We start from the raw sequence: 16,143 nt of genomic DNA, 5'->3' as shown, positions 1-16,143 counted from the left end.
CGGGAGACGCTTGCCGGGGACCGCGCACCGCTACAGCGCCTGCTGCCCGTCCGCCTGCGCGAGCGCGTTCTCGACGGCGGACCGGACGAGCGCACCGAGCACCCGTCCCGGGTGGTCGACGCCGATCGCCGCCAGCGTCCCGGCGGCCTGGTCGACGATCGCGCTCGAGAAGTCCACCGCGGCCCGGACCGCGTCGGCGTAGGCGGCGCGGTCGGCCTCACGGACGACGACCGGCTCGGCACCCATCTCGACCACGAGCGCCTGCGCGATCGGCAACACCGGCGCGGGCGAGGTCACCGCGCAGTAGGCGTCCCGGAGGCGGGCGAGGTCGACGCTCGTGCCCGTGAACGCCATCGCGGGGTGGATCGCCAGCGGGATGACGCCCTGGGCGGTCGCGGGCGCGAGGACCCCGACTCCGTGGTCCGGGCTCGTGTGCACGACGAGCTGTCCCGCCTGCCAGATGCCGGCGTCGGCCAGACCCTGCACGAGCCCCGGCAGCTGGTCGTCCGGCACGGCGAGCAGAACGAGTTCGCTCCGCTCGACGAGTTCCGGGGTCCCGAGCACGGGCGCGCCGGGCAGGAGCGCCTCGGCCCGGTCGAGTCCCGCGTCGGAGACCGCGGTGATGCCGACGACCGCGTGCCCCGCGTTCGCGAGCGCGGCGCCGAGCACCGGGCCCACCCGGCCCGCACCGACGACGCCGACCCCGAGTCGTCCGGCCCGCTCGCTCATCGTGGTCCTCCGTCCGGTCGTGGCACGTGCTCCCACCCCACCGGTGCGGCGACCGACGCGGGGTCGGCGCCCCGGGCCTCCCGGTCGTCACGCCACCGGTGCGAGGTGTCGGCGGCGGCCGCGCGGACGGCCTCGGCCTCGGTGCCGGAGAACAGCCGCATCGCGTCGGGCACGGCGAGCGCGCCGATGCGCGCGACGACCGGTCCGTGCACGGTGTGCACGTGGACCTCGGCGAGCCCGAGCGCGCGCTCGAGGGGGCCCTGTGCCACCCGGATGCTCTGCACGCGCGGCAGGGGCACGACGACGAGCGACCGCCAGACCGCGCCGAGGCGGAGCAGCACCGCCCCGGGGACGCTCCGGTAGCCGTTGCGACGCCAGGACAGCGGTCGGAGCCAGGCGCCGCGACCGGGTGACCGCGTGAACCCACCGGCGTCGCCCGACCCCGTCAGGCTGCCCTGCACGACGTCGACCGCGGCGGCCGAGCCCTCCTGCAGGCTGGCGAAGGAGGCGGCGGGCCCGGCGACCGCGGTGCCGACGAGCTCCGGCAGGATGATCTCGAGCACCGCACGGACGTCCGCGGTGTCACCGACGGGCAGCACGACCGAGGACGTCTGCTGGTTCTGACGGGAGCCGCCGGCGTGCGAGGCGCGGTTGACGCGGACGTCCCACCAGCCGAACGGACGCCACAGCAGCGGCTGCGTGACCGCGACGGCGTGGATGCGCCCGGGCGGCAGGGTCTCGTTCGAGGTCGACACGAGGCCGTAGCCGATGCGGATCCCGTCCGGAGTCGCCGCGATCGAGTACTGCAGCGACTTCGTGAAGCGGCGGACCGTGACCCCGACGGCGCCGATCATCGCCGGGAACAACGTCACGAGGAGGAAGTACTGGCCGGTCACGGCGACGCTCACGATGATGCCGACCGCGGCGAGGGCGAGCACGACGGTCGTGTTCGACAGGAGCACGGAGCCGATGAGCCGCCCGGTGTGCACGCGCACGACGCGCGTGGCGCGCACCGCGGCGGGGTCGAGTTCCGGGGCCAGGAACTCCGTCATCCGCTCGTCGACGAACCGTCCCGCCGGCCGGGAGGCCCGGGACCCGCCCGGCACGTCGGCGCGGGCACCGCTCGCCAGCAGCAGGATGCGCTGCCGCAGGTCGTCGGCCGGCCGCGAGCCGAGGTACGCCAGCTGCACGTTCGCGTCGTTGCCCGCCTGCGAGATCTCGAGCCGGGCCGTGCCGACGAGCCGGGCCACGAACGGGCGGACGACGTTGACGGCCTGGATGCGGTCGAGGCGGGCCTTGCGGTGGTTCCGGAACAGCACGCCCGAGCGGACCTCGACGACCTCGCCGGTCACGCGGAAGGTGTGCATGCGCCAGGACAGCGTGAACAGGCCGATGAGCACGAGGATGAACACGAGCACCCCGAGGAGCGCGACGCCCACGTAGTCGTGGCGGACGACGTAGTCGATCGGGTCGCCCTGCTCGCCGCCCCGGGCACCACCCGGGATCACGAGGTCGAGCAGCCGCTCGCGGAGGGTGTTGACCACCCACCCGAGGATCACGAGCAACGCGATCCCTCCGCGGAGCAGCGGCGTCAGCGGGTGCAGGCGGTGCCACGTCCCGTCGGTCAGGTCGGCGGCCGCGGCGGCGTCGCCCTGCCGGTGGGGCTGCGGGAGCGGCGGCAGCGGCGGCAGCGGCGGGCCGGACGGCCGGGAGGTCACAGCCCGACCCGTCGGCTCTCGGCCATCGCGACGAGTTCGTCGCGCAGGCGGTCCGCGTCGGCCTCGGGGAGCCCGGGCAGCCGGACGTTCGTGCTCGCCGCCGCCGTCACGAACCGGAGGTCGCTCAGACCGAGGGCACGACCGAGCGGACCGCGGCTGATGTCGACGAGCTGCATGCGGCCGTACGGGACGGCGATGAACCGCTGGAACATGAGTCCGCGCCGCACCACGAGGTCGTCGCCGCGGAGGGCGTACCCGATCGACCGGATCCGCCGGGGCGTGAAGGCAGCGACGAGGGCGGTGACCACCGCGGCGGCGAGCCCGATGAGCGTCCACACGAGCGCGGTGGTCGGCGAGGACCCCCGGAACGCCACGCCGATGAGGAAGCACCCGGCGGTGATGACCACCCCGACGACGAGGACGGTGACGAGTTCGGTCCAGACCAGGCGCGGCGACACCCGGCTCCAGGGGATCCCCGGCAGGTCGAGACGTTCCCTCGGCATCGGTCCCCCTGTCGTCGGCGTCGCTGCTGCCGGGTCGGTCAGATCGCGGTCGTCCCACCCGGGTCGGAGTCGTCGTCGTCCCGGGGCGGCACCGTGCACATGTGCTCCGCGACGAGCGCACACACCATGAGCACCAGACCACCGAACACCGCGACGACGCTGGGCAGGATGGAGCCTAGCGCGGGGACGACGGCCCGCGTGAGGACGAACGCGAGCCCGCCACCCGTGAACGCGCCGAACAGCACGCCGCAGATGCTCGAGGCCTTGGCGAGGACCACCACCCGCGTCGCGTAGAAGGCGTCGACGGGGCGGGTCGCGGTGCCACGGGCGTGCCGACGGACCGGGATCGCCATGAGCACGAGCGCGATGCCGATGAAGCCCAGGGTCAGCCCGAGCGCCGACGAGAGCACGATGACGGGCCGCTGCCGGGACGCCAGGGCAGCGTCGAGGGCGAACCCGGCGACACCGGCGACGATCGCGACGCTGATCAGGGTGGAGGCGCGGGTGTGTCTCACTGGGGTGCTCCCGGGAGCTCGGACGGACGGGACGCGAACAGTCGGGGTTCCTCGACGCGGACGGTGTCGTCGCCGACCGCGGAGAGCAGCGCGGCGACCGGACCGGCGCCGGGGAGGACCGCGTCGGGGTCGGCGTCGAGCCAGGGCGCGAGCACGAACGCCCGCTCGGCGGCCCGGGGATGCGGGAGCGTCAGGTCGGCGGCGTCGAGCACGACGTCGTCGACGGCCACGATGTCGAGGTCGAGCGTCCGGTCCCCCCACCGCTCGACGCGGACCCGGCCGTGGGCGTCCTCGATGTCGTGCAGCGCGGCGAGGAGTGCGTCCGGCTCGAGATCGGTGTCGACCACGACCACCCCGTTGCGGTACCGGGGCTTCGTCTCGTCGGGCCCGGAGAGGGTCATCGCGACGGACTCGACCTCGTGCGATGCGGCCACCGGGCGCACCCCCGGCACCGCGAGGATCGCCGCAGCGGCCTCGCGCAGGGTCGACCCCCGGTCGCCGAGGTTGGCGCCGAGGGCGATGACGGCGCGCCTCACGGGTCGACCCGCGCGGAGCGGTCCCGGCGGATGGTGATCGACACGTCCGCGAACGGCACCGTGATCGGCGCCTGGGGCTTGTGCACGGTGACCTCGGTGGCGAGTGCCGCCGGATGCCCCAGGACGACGGCGGCGATGCGCTCCGCCAGGGTCTCGATGAGGTCGACGGGGTCGGACTCGACGGCCGCGACGACCTGCTCGGCGAGCACGCCGTAGTGCACCGTGCGGTCGAGGTCGTCGGGGCCCGCGGCGGCACGGGCGTCGACCTCGACGGCGACGTCGACGACGAAGTCCTGCCCGTCGGCGCGCTCGTGGTCGAAGACCCCGTGGTGACCGCGGGCCCGGACCCCTGTGAGGCGGATGACGTCGTTCACGATCGCGCGGCCCTCCAGGCGTCCCAGACGTCGAGCACCGCGCGGTTCGGGGCGGGGTCGTGGACCCGGACGCCCCAGGCCCCACGCTCGGCGGCGAGCAGCGTGATCGCCGCGGTCGCCAGGTCCCGGTCCCGGGGTGCGGCGTCCGGATCGCTCCCGACGCCGGCGAGGAAGCGCTTGCGTGACGCCGCGACGAGCACCGGGAGCCCGAGCGACGCGAAGCGCTCGTACCCGGCCAGGATCTCCCAGTTCTGCCGACCGTGCTTCGCGAACCCGAGCCCCGGGTCCACGACGACCTGGTCCGGGTGCACACCGAGCACGATGAGCTCCGCGACCCGGAGTTCGAGCTCGCGGCGGACGTCCTCGACGGCGTCCTCGTACACGGCGTTCCGGTGCATCACGTCGCTGTGGCCGCGCCAGTGCATGACGACGAAGCCCGCCCCACTCGCGGCGACGACGCGGGCCATGTCCGGGTCGGCCAGCCCGCCGGAGACGTCGTTGACGATCGACGCCCCGAGCTCGAGCGACCGCTCGGCCGTCGCCGCGTTCATCGTGTCGACGCTCACCGTGATGCCCTCGGCGACCAGGTCCTGCACGACCGGCAGCACGCGACGCTGTTCCTCGTCGACCGGCACCCGCGGCGCACCCGGCCGGGTGGATTCGCCGCCGACGTCGACGAGGTCGGCGCCGTCGGCCACGAGCCGGCGCGCGTGCGTCACGGCGGCATCGCGTCGGTGGTGTTCGCCACCGTCGCTGAACGAGTCGGGCGTCACGTTGAGGATGCCCATGATCCGCGCCCGGCCCGGCGTCGACGGGGCCGCGCCCTCCGCACGCGCCGACCGGCGACGCGTCGCCGCCTCCTGCTGCAGGGCAGGGAGGTCGATGGCGACGGTCGCCGGTTCGGCTGCGGCGGCGCGGGCGCGGCTCGCCTCGGAGATCCGGCGCTCGCACCGGCTGGGGAGGTCGGTCATCCCGCTGGCCTACGCCGGCGCGATACCGGGGTTCCCGCGAGGGGCCCGTGCCCGACGCGGCTTCGCCGGGGGCTCGGAGTCGATGCCGCCGTCGACGGCGCCCTCGTCCACCGGCGCCTTGACCGGCAGCGAGATCGCGGGCAGGTCGCTCACGGGGCGGCTGTCGCTCGAGAGCCACTGCGGGCGCTCGGGCAGCTTCCGGACGTCCTTGAAGATCTCGGCGAGCTCGTTCTGGTCGAGCGTCTCCTTCTCGAGGAGGGCACCCGCCAGGTGGTCGAGGATGTCGCGGTTCGCGTTGATGACCTGGTAGGCCTCGTCGTGCGCGGACTCGAGCAGGGCACGGACCTCGGCGTCGACGGTCTCGGCGATGTTCTCCGAGTAGTCGCGCTGGGCGCCCATGTCACGGCCGAGGAACGGCTCGCCCGACCCCTGGCCGAGCTTGACCGAACCGACCGCCGTGCTCATGCCGTACTCGGTGACCATCTTGCGTGCGGTCGCCGTGGCCTTCTCGATGTCGTTCGACGCACCCGTGGTGGGGTCGTGGAACACGATCTCCTCGGCGACACGACCGCCCATGGCGTAGGCGAGCTGGTCGAGCAGCTCGTTGCGCGTGACGGAGTACTTGTCCTCGAGCGGGAGCACCATCGTGTACCCGAGGGCACGACCGCGCGGGAGGATCGTGATCTTCGTGACGGGGTCGGTGTGCCGCATGGCCGACGCCGCGAGCGCGTGACCGCCCTCGTGGTACGCGGTGATGAGGCGCTCCTGGTCGCTCATGACGCGGGTCCGGCGCTGCGGACCGGCCATGACGCGGTCGACGGCCTCGTCCAGCGCGCGGTTGTCGATGAGCTGCGCGTTCGAGCGCGCGGTGAGCAGCGCGGCCTCGTTGAGGACGTTCGCCAGGTCGGCACCCGTGAACCCGGGGGTCTTGCGGGCGAGGACGTCGAGGTCGACGCTCGCGGCGAGGGGCTTGCCCTTGCCGTGCACCTGCAGGATCTGCTTGCGGCCGATGAGGCTCGGGGCGTCGACCCCGATCTGGCGGTCGAAGCGGCCCGGCCGGAGGAGCGCGGGGTCGAGCACGTCGGGACGGTTCGTCGCGGCGATGAGGATGACGTTCGTCTTGACGTCGAAGCCGTCCATCTCGACGAGGAGCTGGTTCAGCGTCTGCTCGCGCTCGTCGTTGCCACCGCCGATGCCGGCACCGCGGTGACGACCGACGGCGTCGATCTCGTCGACGAAGATGATCGCGGGAGCGTTCTGCTTGGCCTGGTCGAACAGGTCACGCACGCGGCTCGCACCGACACCGACGAACATCTCGACGAAGTCCGAACCGGAGATCGAGAAGAACGGCACCCCGGCCTCGCCGGCGACGGCGCGGGCGAGCAGGGTCTTGCCGGTCCCGGGAGGGCCGTACAGCAGCACGCCCTTCGGGATCCGCGCGCCGACCGCCTGGAACTTGGCCGGCTCCTTGAGGAACTCCTTGATCTCCTGGAGCTCCTCGATGGCCTCGTCCGCGCCGGCGACGTCGGCGAAGGTGACCTGCGGGTTCTCCTTGTTGTTCATCTTCGCGCGGGACTTGCCGAACTGCATGACGCGCGAGCCGCCGCCCTGGGCGCTCGACAGGAGGAACCAGAACACCAGACCGATGACGAGGAACGGCAGGAACGTCAGCAGGAGCGAGACGAACACGTTCGACTGCTGGACGGTGTCGTTGTAGCCCTTCGACAGGTTCGCCTTGTCGACCGCCGAGACGACGTCCGGCCCACGCGGGGTGGAGTAGTAGAACTGCTCCGTCTGGTTGCCGTCCTTGAGCACGAGGTCGACGCGCTGCTCGGTGGAGTTGATGGTGGCAGAGGCGACCTTGCCGTCACCGAGCTGCTCGAGGCCCTTCTGCGTCGTGATCTGCGACGTCCCGGATTGACTGATCACGGCCCAGCCGATCCAGATCCCGATGACCGCGATGATCACGTACAGGTACGGCCCACGGAAGATGCGCTTGAAGTCCATGTGATCCGGGCGACACGCCCGACACCTTTCTCTGCCGATGTTGCGTGGAAGTCAGCATACGGCCGGGACTCTGTGGGGCGAGTGGGTGTCCTCCGAGGGCGAACTCGACGTCCGGAGGGCCGTTCGTCAGGAGTAGACGTGCGGCGCCAGGACCCCGACACCGCGCAGGTTGCGGTAACGCTCGTCGTAGTCGAGGCCGTACCCGATCACGAACGCGTCCGGGATGTCGAAGCCGACGTACTTGACGTCCACCTGCACCTTGGCCGCCTCGGGCTTGCGGAGCAACGCGACGATCTCGACGCTCGCGGCCCCGCGGCTCACGAGGTTCTGCCGGAGCCAGGACAGGGTGAGCCCGGAGTCGATGATGTCCTCGACGATGAGGACGTCGCGGCCGTGCAGGTCGGTGTCGAGGTCCTTGAGGATCCGCACGACGCCGGACGACTTGGTGCCGGACCCGTAGGACGACACCGCCATCCAGTCCATGGTGATCGGGAGCTTGAGCTCACGCGAGAAGTCCGCCATCACCATGACCGCGCCCTTGAGCACGCCGACGAGCAGCGGGTCGCGCCCCGTGTAGTCGGCCTCGACCGCGCGGGCGAGCTCGGCGATCCGGGCGTCGATCTGCTCGGCGGTGAACAGGACCTCGCTCAGGTCGGCCTGGACGTCGGTGAGTTCCACGGGGGCGTGCCCTCTCTGATCAGTGATGCGCCGGGTCAGTGGTGCGCGGGTCAGTGGTGCGCCGGGCCGGTGCCGCCCGGGTCTCCCAGGATACGGCCGGGCGACCCCGGCCCGGACTCGGACACCGGCCGCCCGGACCCGGACACCGGCCCGGACGTCGTGCTCGCGAACAGCAGGCGGTCGCCCTCGCGCCGCACGCGGACGCCGGGCAGGTCGATCGGCCCCTGTCCCGACCAGTCCGTCACGAGCCGGCACACCTCGAGCGTCTGGAGCCGCGAGAGCACGACGCCGAACTCCCCCTCGACCGCGAGGCGCACGAGTCGCTGCCGCAGGGCCGGCGGGTTGGCCGCGAGTCCCGACACGGACACCGCGATGCCCGCCTCGGCGTGCTCCGCGAGTTCCTCGGCGAGCTCCTCGGCGAAGTGGTCGAGCGCGCTCGCGTCTTCGCGGATCTGGTCGGCGGTGCGAGCCAGGGCCTCGACCACGCCGTCGCCGAGCTCCTCGGCGAGCACCGGCAGCACGCGCGCGCGCACCCGGACCCGGGCGAACGCGGGGTCGTTGTTCTGCGGGTCCGTCCACGGCTCCAGGCCGCTCTCGGCACAGGCCGCGACGGTCGTCGCCCGCCGGACGCCGAGCAGCGGGCGGGCGAGCAGCGGCCCGGGCGTCACCGGCGCCGGTGACCGCGCCGGCATGCCCGACAGGCTGTCCGGACCGCTGCCGCGCAGGAGGCCGAGCAGGACCGTCTCGGCCTGGTCGTCCATCGTGTGCCCGACCAGGACCAGCGGCGACCGCTCCGCCGCGGCGACGGCCGCGATCGCCCGGTACCGGGCCTCCCGGGCGGCGGCCTCCGGCCCACCCGCGTCACCGACGCGGACGTGGTCGACGACGACGGGCGTGAGCCCGAGCGCCTCCGCCTGCCGGGAGGCCGCGCTCGCGACCGCCCCGCTGCCCGCCTGGAGGCCGTGGTCGACGACGACGACGCCCGCGCGGAGGCCCTGCCTGGGCGCCTCGAACGCGGTCGCGGCCGCGAGTGCGAGCGAATCGGGGCCGCCGCTCAGCGCCACGAGGACGAGGTCACCGGAGGCGAGGACGCCCGCCGAACGGGCGTCCGCGAGGGACGTGCGCACCGCGCGGCGCACGGCGGCGACGGCGGGTCCGAGCCGGGGCCGGTGCATGTCCACCCTGTAACGTTATCGGCGCTGTAGGACCGCAGAACCATCCACATCGAGGAGTGCCACATGGCCGCGTACGACGTCGTCATCGAGATCCCCAAGGGCAGCCGCAACAAGTACGAGGTCGACCACGAGACCGGTCGGGTGTACCTGGACCGCGTCCTGTTCACGTCGTTCGTCTACCCCACCGACTACGGCTTCTTCGAGAACACCCTCGGGCTCGACGGCGACCCCGTCGACGCCCTCGTCCTGCTCGAGTACCCCGCGTTCCCCGGCGTCGGCGTCAAGGTCCGCCCGGTCGGCGTGTTCAAGATGAGCGACGAGGCCGGCTCCGACGCCAAGGTGCTCTGCGTCCCGGCGAAGGACCCGCGCTGGCAGCACATCCAGGACATCGCCGACGTCGACGAGCAGACGAAGGCCGAGATCGCCCACTTCTTCGAGCGCTACAAGGACCTCGAGCCGGGCAAGTTCGTCAACGCCGAGGGCTGGGGTGACGCCGCCGAGGCCGAGGAGATCGTCGCGGCGGGCTTCGCCGCGTACCAGCCGGGCCACTGAGTCCGTCGCGCCCCGAGGCGCGGCGTTGGCCAGGCGGCCGGCTGGGAGAAGTGAAGGCGGCGGGTGCCCATGGGGCGCCCGCCGCCTTCGTCCGGTGACGACCCCACCCGAAGGGGTCGGCACCGTCATCGGCTCGGAACCCCACCCGAAGGGGTCCCGGCCGGGTCATCAGAGCGAGCCGGTGGGGCGCGCCACGTAGGGGACGATCTGGTACGTGTACACAGCGTAGTTCCGCACGCTGAGTCCCGGCTTGGGGGCCTCGACCATCCGACCGCCGCCGGCGTAGATCGTGTCGTGGTACATCCCCGCCGGGTTCGTGCCCGTCGTCGAGTAGAAGATGATGTCGCCCGGCTGCGCCTGCGACAGCGGCACGAGTCGGCCGAGTGCGGCGAAGTGCTCGTACTGCCAGTCGACCCGGTGCCCACCGACGGCCACGCCGACGCTGCTGTACGCGGCCATCACGAGCCCCGAGCAGTCGTAGGAGTTCGGACCGGCGGCACTGAACACGTACGGCTTGCCGATCTGGGCGGACGCGAACGCCAGCGCGGCGGAGCCCTTGGACGGTGAGGACGAGCCGGTGCTCGACGTCGGCGGCTTCGGCGCGGGCGCGGCCGGCTTCGGCGCCGGCGCGGCCGGCTTCGGGGCAGGCGCGGCCGGCTTCGGGGCCGGCGCGGCCGGTTTGGGCGCTGCGACGGGCTTCGGGGCCGGCGCGGCCGGCTTCGGCGCAGGCGCGGCCGGCTTCGGGGCCGTGCCCGTCCCGGTCGGCTTCGACACCGTCGGCTTCGAACCGGTCGGCTTCGAACCGGTCGGCTTCGACGCCGTGGGCTTCGACGCGGTCGTCCCGGTGCTTCCGGTCGCGGCGGCCTTCGTCGTGCCGGCGCTCCCACTGGTCGTCGAGGTCGCGATCGCCCGCTCGGCTTGCTTCGCCTGCTGGTCGGCGAAGTACGCGGCCTCGGTGCTCGCCGTCGTTCCCTTGAGGTACGCCAGCTGGTCGAAGAGCGTCGACTGCTGGTCCTGCACGCTCTTGAGCCGTCCGGCGGCGCTCGCGGCCTGGTCGTTCGCGTCGGACAGCGACGTCTTGGCGGCCGTCGTGGCCTTGCCGAGCGCGGTCTCGGCCGCGGACGCCTGGTGCTGCAGGGCGTCGACCTGCCGCTGGTCGGCCTCGGCGTCGGCGAGGATGCCCGCCGAGCGAGCCGACAGGTGCGACATCGTGCCGACCTGGTACAGCAGGTCCTTCGCGTCGGCGCCGTCGACGAGCATCGCCGTCGAGAGGTCGCCGCCGCCCGTCCGCGAGAGCTCGACCACGAGGCCGGCGACCTGCTGGGCGGAGACCTCCGCCTTCGCCTCGGCCTGCTTCGACTGGCGCGTCAGGGTGTCGAGCCGGGTCTGCGCCGCCTGCTGTCGCGATGCCGCCCGCTGGTACGCCTCACCGGCCTGCTGCTCGGCGACCGAGGCCCGCTCCGCCTGGGTCTGCAGCGCGTCGAGCGACGAGGTCAACGTGTCGACCTGGTGCTGCGTCGCCGCCTGGGACTGCTTCGCCGCCTGCACGTCGGCCCACGAGGGAGCGGACGGACTGGCCGACGCCGGTGCGGCGACGGTGAACGTCAGTCCGAGCACCGCGAGGGTCGCGGCGCCTCCGATGAGGACGCGTGCTGGCTTCATGCGGGTCAGTGCCTCCTGGGCGCGCTCGTGGTCATACCGAGATCCCCCGCGCAGCCATGAAGGGGACCGGGTCGACGGCAGCGCCGCTCACCCGGGTCTCGAAGTGGAGGTGGCAGCCGGTCGACCAGCCGGTCGAGCCGACGAGCGCGATCTGCTGTCCCGCGACCACGGTCTGGCCCGCGTGGACCAGGAACCCGCCGTTGACGATGTGGCCGTACGCCGTCGAGATGCCGCCACCGTTGTCGATGATGACCTCGTTGCCGTAACCCCCGCCGTTCGCGGCGAAGGTGACGGTCCCGCTGTGGGCGGCGTAGATCGGCGCACCACAGCCCGGCGCGAGGTCGACCCCGGCGTGCAGGGCGTACGCACCGGTGTAGGGGTCGACGCGGTAGCCGTAGGGGCTCGTCTGGTACCCGGCGGACGGGCGGACCCAGCCCGACCCGTTCGGCGTCGTGGTGGTGGCGCCCGTGCTCGTCTGCGCGCCGGCGCCCCCGGTCCGGGCGGCAGCGGCGGCGCGAGCGGCAGCCGCCCGGGCAGCAGCAGCGGCTCGCGCGGCAGCGGCGGCTCGCGCGGCAGCCGCGGCCTTGGCGACGGCGACGCCCTTGTCGTAGTTCGCCTGCACGTTCTTGGCGTTCGTCGTCAGGAGGACGAGCTGCGCCTGCAACCGCGCCTGGTTGTCGTTCTGGTCGTCGAGAGCGCTCTGCGCGGCCGTCGCGGCGTCGTTCGCGTCGGCCAGTTTCTGCTGCGCGGCGTCACGGAGTGTTCCGAGCGCCTTCTTCGCCACCCCGGCCTGGTCGGTCAGCGCCTGCGCCGTGCCCCGGTCCTGGCTCGCCTGCTCGTAGATGCCGTCGGCCTGCTCGGACAGCTTCGACATCGCGCCGAGCTGGTAGAGCAGGTCCTTCGCTCCGGACGGGTGCGCCAGGAGGTTCGAGGTGACGTCGTTGTTCGACGAGCGTCCGAGCTGCGCGGCGAGCTGCCCGGCCTGGCGCTCCGACGCGGCCGCGGTCTTGCGGGCCTCGTCCGCCTGCGTCCGGAGCTTCTGCTCCTTGAGCGCGGCCTCGTCGTACTCGGTCTGCGCCGTCTGGTAGGCCTCGCCGGCCTTCTCCGCGGCGGCCTGCTTGGCCGACACCTGGGACTGGAGGGACGCGATGAGTCCCTTGATCTCGGTCACCTTCGCCTGCTGGGCGGCCTGGGACGCCTTGGCCGCCTGGACGTCGGACCAGCTCGGGTAGGACGTGGCGGACGCCGACGAGGGCGTCCCGGTCGCGGCGAGGACACCCCCCGTGAGCGCGACGACGACGGCGAGGACGAGGGCACGGGGTCGGCTCGCGGGGACGGCGAGGGCCCGAGCGGCGCGTCGGGGCGCGGATCGGCGGCTGATGGAGGAGGAAGAAGTCATCGGTCTCGATTTCGTAACAGCACGGCGAGGCGCACCCGAGTCACACTGTCAACAGTCGCAACAGTAACAACAGGGGTGTCGGACACTCCACCCCCCTGGCGAGGGGCATGGGGCACCGACGTCGGACCCACGGGGAACGACGGCACGGGGTTCTCTCTGCGGCGAGTGAACCCGGATGCCCCGGTCACGACGCCCGCGACACGCCGACCGGCGAGGCGGTATCCGCTCGGTTTGGCATTCGCGGCGAGCTTCCGTATGCTGGTTCTCCGGTAGCTGTGAAGCATCGCTTGACGGCCCCATCGTTTAGTGGCCTAGGACACCGCCCTTTCACGGCGGCAGCACGGGTTCGAATCCCGTTGGGGTCACTGCAGGCGGGGTGTCCGGCGCCGCCCACAACTCAACAAGCATGGCCCTGTAGCGCAGTTGGTTAGCGTGCCGCCCTGTCACGGCGGAGGTCGCGGGTTCAAGTCCCGTCAGGGTCGCCATGGCGTCCGGTCCTCGGACCGAGTCGTCCCGGGCACCACTCGATCCATCGAGTCGCCCACGGCTGGATAGCTCAGTTGGTAGAGCGTTCGACTGAAAATCGAAAGGTCCACGGATCGATGCCGTGTCCAGCCACCATCGCAAGGCCCTCCCGGGAGCGGGGGCCTTCGTCGTTCCCGACTGCCGCCGATCGGACTCTCGCCGAGCGTTGAACACGTCGTGTCCCGTTGAACAACGGCATCGCGGGATGCAACAGGACGGCGCGTGTTCGAAGCCGGACGGCGGGTGTGCGAAGCCGGACGGCGCGTGTTCGAAGCCGAACGGCGCGTGTTCGAAGCCGAACGGCGCGTGTTCGAAGCCGAACGGCGCGTGTGCGAAGCGGGGCGCGACGGGGGGCGGGACGGGCCTCCCGGCCGGGACGGGCCTCCCGGCATACTGAGCGGATGACGGAGCCGGGTCGGACGACGGGGGCGGCGGAACCCGCCACGGTATGGCGCAACGCACCGTTCCTCCGGCTGTGGAGCGGCGAGTCGGCGAGCGCGGTCGGCAGTGAGCTCGCCGTGCTGGCGATCCCGACCCTGGCGGTCACGGTGCTCGCCGCCTCGACGTTCGAGATCGGCGTCCTCACCGCGCTCGAGACCGTGGCGTTCCTCGTCATCGGATTGCCCGCGGGCGCCTGGGTGGACCGGATGCGGAAGCGCCGGGTGATGCTCGCGGCGGACCTGACCCGCGCGTTGCTCCTGGCGACCATCCCCGTCGCGTGGCTGCTCGGCGCGCTGACGATCTGGCAGCTCATGGTCGTGGCGGCCCTGGTCGGCGCGGCGACGGTGTTCTTCGACGTGGCGTACCAGAGCTACCCGCCGATGATCCTGCCGTCGGCGCTCCTCGGCGACGCGAACGGCAAGCTCGAGGCGTCACAGCAGGTCGCGCGCGTCGGGGGTCCCGCGGCCTCGGGTGCCCTGCTCGCGGCGCTGCGGCCGGCGCTCGTCGTCGGGATCGACGCGCTGAGCTACCTCGCGTCGTTCGTCGCACTCCTCGGGATCCGGGACGACGAGCAGCCGCGGCCAGAGCACGAACGCCTGCCACTCGTGACCGAGATCCGCGAGGGCCTGGCGTTCGTGTTCCACCAGCCGCTCCTGGTCCGGGTCGTCCTGTGCACGGCCGGCTTGAACCTGTTCTCGGGGATCGGGGGGACGGTGCTGCCGCTCCTCGTCCTCCGCGACCTGCACCTCGGCACGCTCGTGTGGGGCGCCGCGACGAGCGTCGGCGCGGTCGGGGGACTCCTCGGCGCGCTGGCCGCCGGCAGGGTGGCCCGACGCGTCGGCGAGGGCACGGCGATCCCCGTCGCGGCCGTCGCGGCCGGGGTCGGGGCGCTGCTGCTCGCGACGCCCGGGCTGGTGCCGACGCTCGCGGTCCCGCTGCTCGTGCTGGCCGAGTTCCTCACGAGCGCCGGGGTCCTCGTCTACAACATCACGCAGGTCACCTACCGGCAGCGAATCTGTCCGCCGCGCCTCCTCGGCCGGATGAACGCGTCGATCCGGTTCGTGGTGTGGGGCGTGGTGCCCATCGGGGGCATCACGGCCGGACTGCTCGGCACCTGGCTCGGTGTCGAGGCGACCATGTGGGTCGCCGGCGTCGGTGCCGTGCTCGCGGCGCTGCCCGTCCTGCTCTCGCCCCTGCTCGGCATGCGGGAGCTCCCGGCCGAGCCCGCCGCCGCGTAGTCACGACGGGCTCGGGAGCAGGGACCGGTCAGGCGGTCTCGACGGGGTGCAGGTCGAGCGTGCAGCACTTGACGCCACCGCCGCCGAGCAGCAGCTCGGACAGGTCGACCCCGATCGGGTTGTACCCGCGCTGGCGGAGCTGCTCGGCGAAGGTCGTCGCGCGGGCCGCGATGACGACGTTGTGGCCGTCGCTGTAGGAGTTGAGCCCGAGGATCGCGGCGTCCTCCTCGGTGGCGATGATCGCGTCGGGGAACCGGCGGTGGAGCTCGGCGAGCGAGGCCTCGTCGAACGCGGACTCCAGGTAGGCGATGTTCGCGACGCCGTCCACCGGCTCGGGGTCGAGGACCGCGATCGCGGTGTCGAGGTGGTAGAACGCCGGGTTGACGAGCTTCAGGGTGACGACCTCGCGGCCGTACACGCGGGCGATCTCCTCGTGCGAGGTGCTGTCGCTGCGGAACCCGGTGCCGGCCAGGATGACGTCCCCGACGAGCAGGAAGTCGCCCTCGCCCTCGTTCGTCTCGACCGGCTCGGCGACGCGGAGGCCGTGCTCGCGGAACCAGTCCATGTACGCGGGGCCCTCGGGCTGGCGCTCCGGGTACTGGAACTTCGCGCCGTAGGCGACGCCGTCGAGCACGAACCCGCCGTTGGCCGCGTAGACCATGTCGGGCAGCCCCTCGATCGGGTCGATGAAGTGGATGTCGAACCCGAGCCGCTCGTACGTGTCGACGAGGGTCTGCCACTGGGCGACCGCCTTCGCGGTGTCGGTCGGCTCCTCGGGGTGCATCCAGGGGTTGATGCGGTAGCTCACCGTGAAGTGCGTCGGCTTGCACATGAGGACGGTGCGCTTGGTCGCCGTGCGGGTGGGCGCTGTGGTGGTGGCGGGGGCCGGGTTCGACAAGGGGGTCTCCTGGGCGGCGGACCCGAGCCTGCCAGGGGACACCGTTCGAGGAGCGCTGGGGTGAGGTGCAGGCTCACTCACCCGTGGACGAGGCGGACCAGGTCGACGCCCCGGCACAGTGTGCCACGCGGCGCTCCCCGCGGACAGACCCCGCCATGGGGGTGTCGCGGCGGCGCCGATCGCATGTGCGTCCGCGCAGGATCCGTGCGCCCGCTCCGGGGC

15 protein-coding genes and 3 tRNA genes are annotated in these 16,143 nt (G+C 72.7%); 5 read left to right on the top strand and 13 right to left on the bottom strand.

All coding sequences use genetic code 11. From position 1 onward, the window contains the following. Positions 1-30: 30 nt before the first annotated feature. The 10 genes from DEI93_RS00560 to tilS all read right to left on the bottom strand — a co-directional run bounded on the left by DEI93_RS00560 (position 31) and on the right by tilS (position 9,206). Positions 31-729: a Rossmann-like and DUF2520 domain-containing protein gene (locus DEI93_RS00560; protein WP_111010313.1), complete on the bottom strand. Its 699-nt coding sequence runs from the start codon at positions 727-729 to the stop codon at positions 31-33. Continuing rightward, positions 726-2,447, bottom strand: a complete 1,722-nt coding sequence (locus DEI93_RS00555; protein WP_258372216.1) for a PH domain-containing protein — start codon at positions 2,445-2,447, stop codon at positions 726-728. Before DEI93_RS00555 ends, DEI93_RS00560 begins: the two co-directional genes overlap by 4 nt. Further along, positions 2,444-2,950: a PH domain-containing protein gene (locus tag DEI93_RS00550; RefSeq protein WP_111119560.1), complete on the bottom strand. Its 507-nt coding sequence runs from the start codon at positions 2,948-2,950 to the stop codon at positions 2,444-2,446. The genes DEI93_RS00555 and DEI93_RS00550 overlap by 4 nt, the downstream gene beginning before the upstream one ends. Positions 2,951-2,988: 38 nt before the next feature. Then, complete coding sequence (locus tag DEI93_RS00545) at positions 2,989-3,465, bottom strand: DUF3180 domain-containing protein (protein WP_111010315.1); 477 nt, start codon at positions 3,463-3,465, stop codon at positions 2,989-2,991. Beyond that, positions 3,462-4,001, bottom strand: coding sequence for a 2-amino-4-hydroxy-6-hydroxymethyldihydropteridine diphosphokinase (gene folK, locus DEI93_RS00540; protein WP_111119561.1), 540 nt, complete (start codon positions 3,999-4,001; stop codon positions 3,462-3,464). Before folK ends, DEI93_RS00545 begins: the two co-directional genes overlap by 4 nt. Further along, a complete protein-coding gene (gene folB / locus DEI93_RS00535; RefSeq protein ID WP_111010317.1) occupies positions 3,998-4,375 on the bottom strand; it encodes a dihydroneopterin aldolase in 378 nt (125 codons plus the stop codon). The genes folK and folB overlap by 4 nt, the downstream gene beginning before the upstream one ends. Beyond that, on the bottom strand, positions 4,372-5,346 hold the full coding sequence (gene folP / locus DEI93_RS00530; protein ID WP_111119562.1) for a dihydropteroate synthase: 975 nt from the start codon (positions 5,344-5,346) through the stop codon (positions 4,372-4,374). Before folP ends, folB begins: the two co-directional genes overlap by 4 nt. 9 nt (positions 5,347-5,355) lie before the next feature. Then, positions 5,356-7,353 (bottom strand): ATP-dependent zinc metalloprotease FtsH, encoded by a 1,998-nt coding sequence (ftsH, locus tag DEI93_RS00525; RefSeq protein ID WP_111010319.1) that lies wholly within the window; start codon positions 7,351-7,353, stop codon positions 5,356-5,358. 126 nt (positions 7,354-7,479) lie between these two features. Beyond that, the gene (gene hpt / locus DEI93_RS00520) at positions 7,480-8,031 is read right to left on the bottom strand and encodes a hypoxanthine phosphoribosyltransferase (protein ID WP_111010320.1); all 552 of its coding nucleotides are present in this window, start codon (positions 8,029-8,031) and stop codon (positions 7,480-7,482) included. A 50-nt stretch (positions 8,032-8,081) separates the two neighbouring features. Further along, on the bottom strand, positions 8,082-9,206 hold the full coding sequence (gene tilS / locus DEI93_RS00515) for a tRNA lysidine(34) synthetase TilS (protein WP_111119640.1): 1,125 nt from the start codon (positions 9,204-9,206) through the stop codon (positions 8,082-8,084). 63 nt (positions 9,207-9,269) lie between these two features. On the opposite strand from tilS, the gene DEI93_RS00510 reads away from it, so the two are divergent. Then, positions 9,270-9,758, top strand: a complete 489-nt coding sequence (locus DEI93_RS00510; protein WP_111010321.1) for an inorganic diphosphatase — start codon at positions 9,270-9,272, stop codon at positions 9,756-9,758. A gap of 168 nt (positions 9,759-9,926) precedes the next feature. Here DEI93_RS00510 and DEI93_RS00505 read toward each other — a convergent pair whose 3' ends face one another. Next, a complete protein-coding gene (locus DEI93_RS00505) occupies positions 9,927-11,420 on the bottom strand; it encodes a C40 family peptidase (RefSeq protein WP_111119563.1) in 1,494 nt (497 codons plus the stop codon). Positions 11,421-11,451: 31 nt separating this feature from the next. Next, positions 11,452-12,819 (bottom strand): M23 family metallopeptidase, encoded by a 1,368-nt coding sequence (locus DEI93_RS00500; RefSeq protein ID WP_146244380.1) that lies wholly within the window; start codon positions 12,817-12,819, stop codon positions 11,452-11,454. A gap of 292 nt (positions 12,820-13,111) precedes the next feature. Here DEI93_RS00500 and DEI93_RS00495 point away from each other — a divergent pair. From DEI93_RS00495 to DEI93_RS00480, 4 genes are all read left to right on the top strand, one after another. Then, positions 13,112-13,184, top strand: a tRNA-Glu gene (locus DEI93_RS00495). A gap of 43 nt (positions 13,185-13,227) precedes the next feature. Then, positions 13,228-13,304, top strand: a tRNA-Asp gene (locus DEI93_RS00490). A gap of 60 nt (positions 13,305-13,364) precedes the next feature. Further along, positions 13,365-13,440 (top strand) — tRNA-Phe (locus tag DEI93_RS00485). Between the two features lie 305 nt (positions 13,441-13,745). After that, on the top strand, positions 13,746-15,023 hold the full coding sequence (locus tag DEI93_RS00480) for an MFS transporter (protein WP_111119564.1): 1,278 nt from the start codon (positions 13,746-13,748) through the stop codon (positions 15,021-15,023). Between the two features lie 28 nt (positions 15,024-15,051). Here DEI93_RS00480 and ddaH read toward each other — a convergent pair whose 3' ends face one another. After that, positions 15,052-15,921: a dimethylargininase gene (ddaH, locus tag DEI93_RS00475; protein WP_181436018.1), complete on the bottom strand. Its 870-nt coding sequence runs from the start codon at positions 15,919-15,921 to the stop codon at positions 15,052-15,054. Positions 15,922-16,143: the final 222 nt, after the last annotated feature.

Source organism: Curtobacterium sp. MCBD17_035 (genome assembly GCF_003234815.2).
In the GTDB taxonomy this organism is placed as follows: Bacteria; Actinomycetota; Actinomycetes; order Actinomycetales; family Microbacteriaceae; genus Curtobacterium.
The sequence above is the reverse complement of the archived record's forward strand: the minus strand, read 5'-3'. Positions and strand labels throughout refer to the sequence as shown.

Coding starts and splice junctions, on each gene's coding strand:
- DEI93_RS00560 (WP_111010313.1), bottom strand. CDS start 729: ATGAGCGAGCGGGCCGGACGACTCGGGGTCGGCGTCGTCGGTGCGGGC.
- DEI93_RS00550 (WP_111119560.1), bottom strand. CDS start 2,950: ATGCCGAGGGAACGTCTCGACCTGCCGGGGATCCCCTGGAGCCGGGTG.
- folP (WP_111119562.1), bottom strand. CDS start 5,346: ATGACCGACCTCCCCAGCCGGTGCGAGCGCCGGATCTCCGAGGCGAGC.
- ftsH (WP_111010319.1), bottom strand. CDS start 7,353: ATGGACTTCAAGCGCATCTTCCGTGGGCCGTACCTGTACGTGATCATC.
- tilS (WP_111119640.1), bottom strand. CDS start 9,206: ATGCACCGGCCCCGGCTCGGACCCGCCGTCGCCGCCGTGCGCCGCGCG.
- DEI93_RS00510 (WP_111010321.1), top strand. CDS start 9,270: ATGGCCGCGTACGACGTCGTCATCGAGATCCCCAAGGGCAGCCGCAAC.
- DEI93_RS00505 (WP_111119563.1), bottom strand. CDS start 11,420: ATGAAGCCAGCACGCGTCCTCATCGGAGGCGCCGCGACCCTCGCGGTG.
- DEI93_RS00500 (WP_146244380.1), bottom strand. CDS start 12,819: ATGACTTCTTCCTCCTCCATCAGCCGCCGATCCGCGCCCCGACGCGCC.
- DEI93_RS00480 (WP_111119564.1), top strand. CDS start 13,746: ATGACGGAGCCGGGTCGGACGACGGGGGCGGCGGAACCCGCCACGGTA.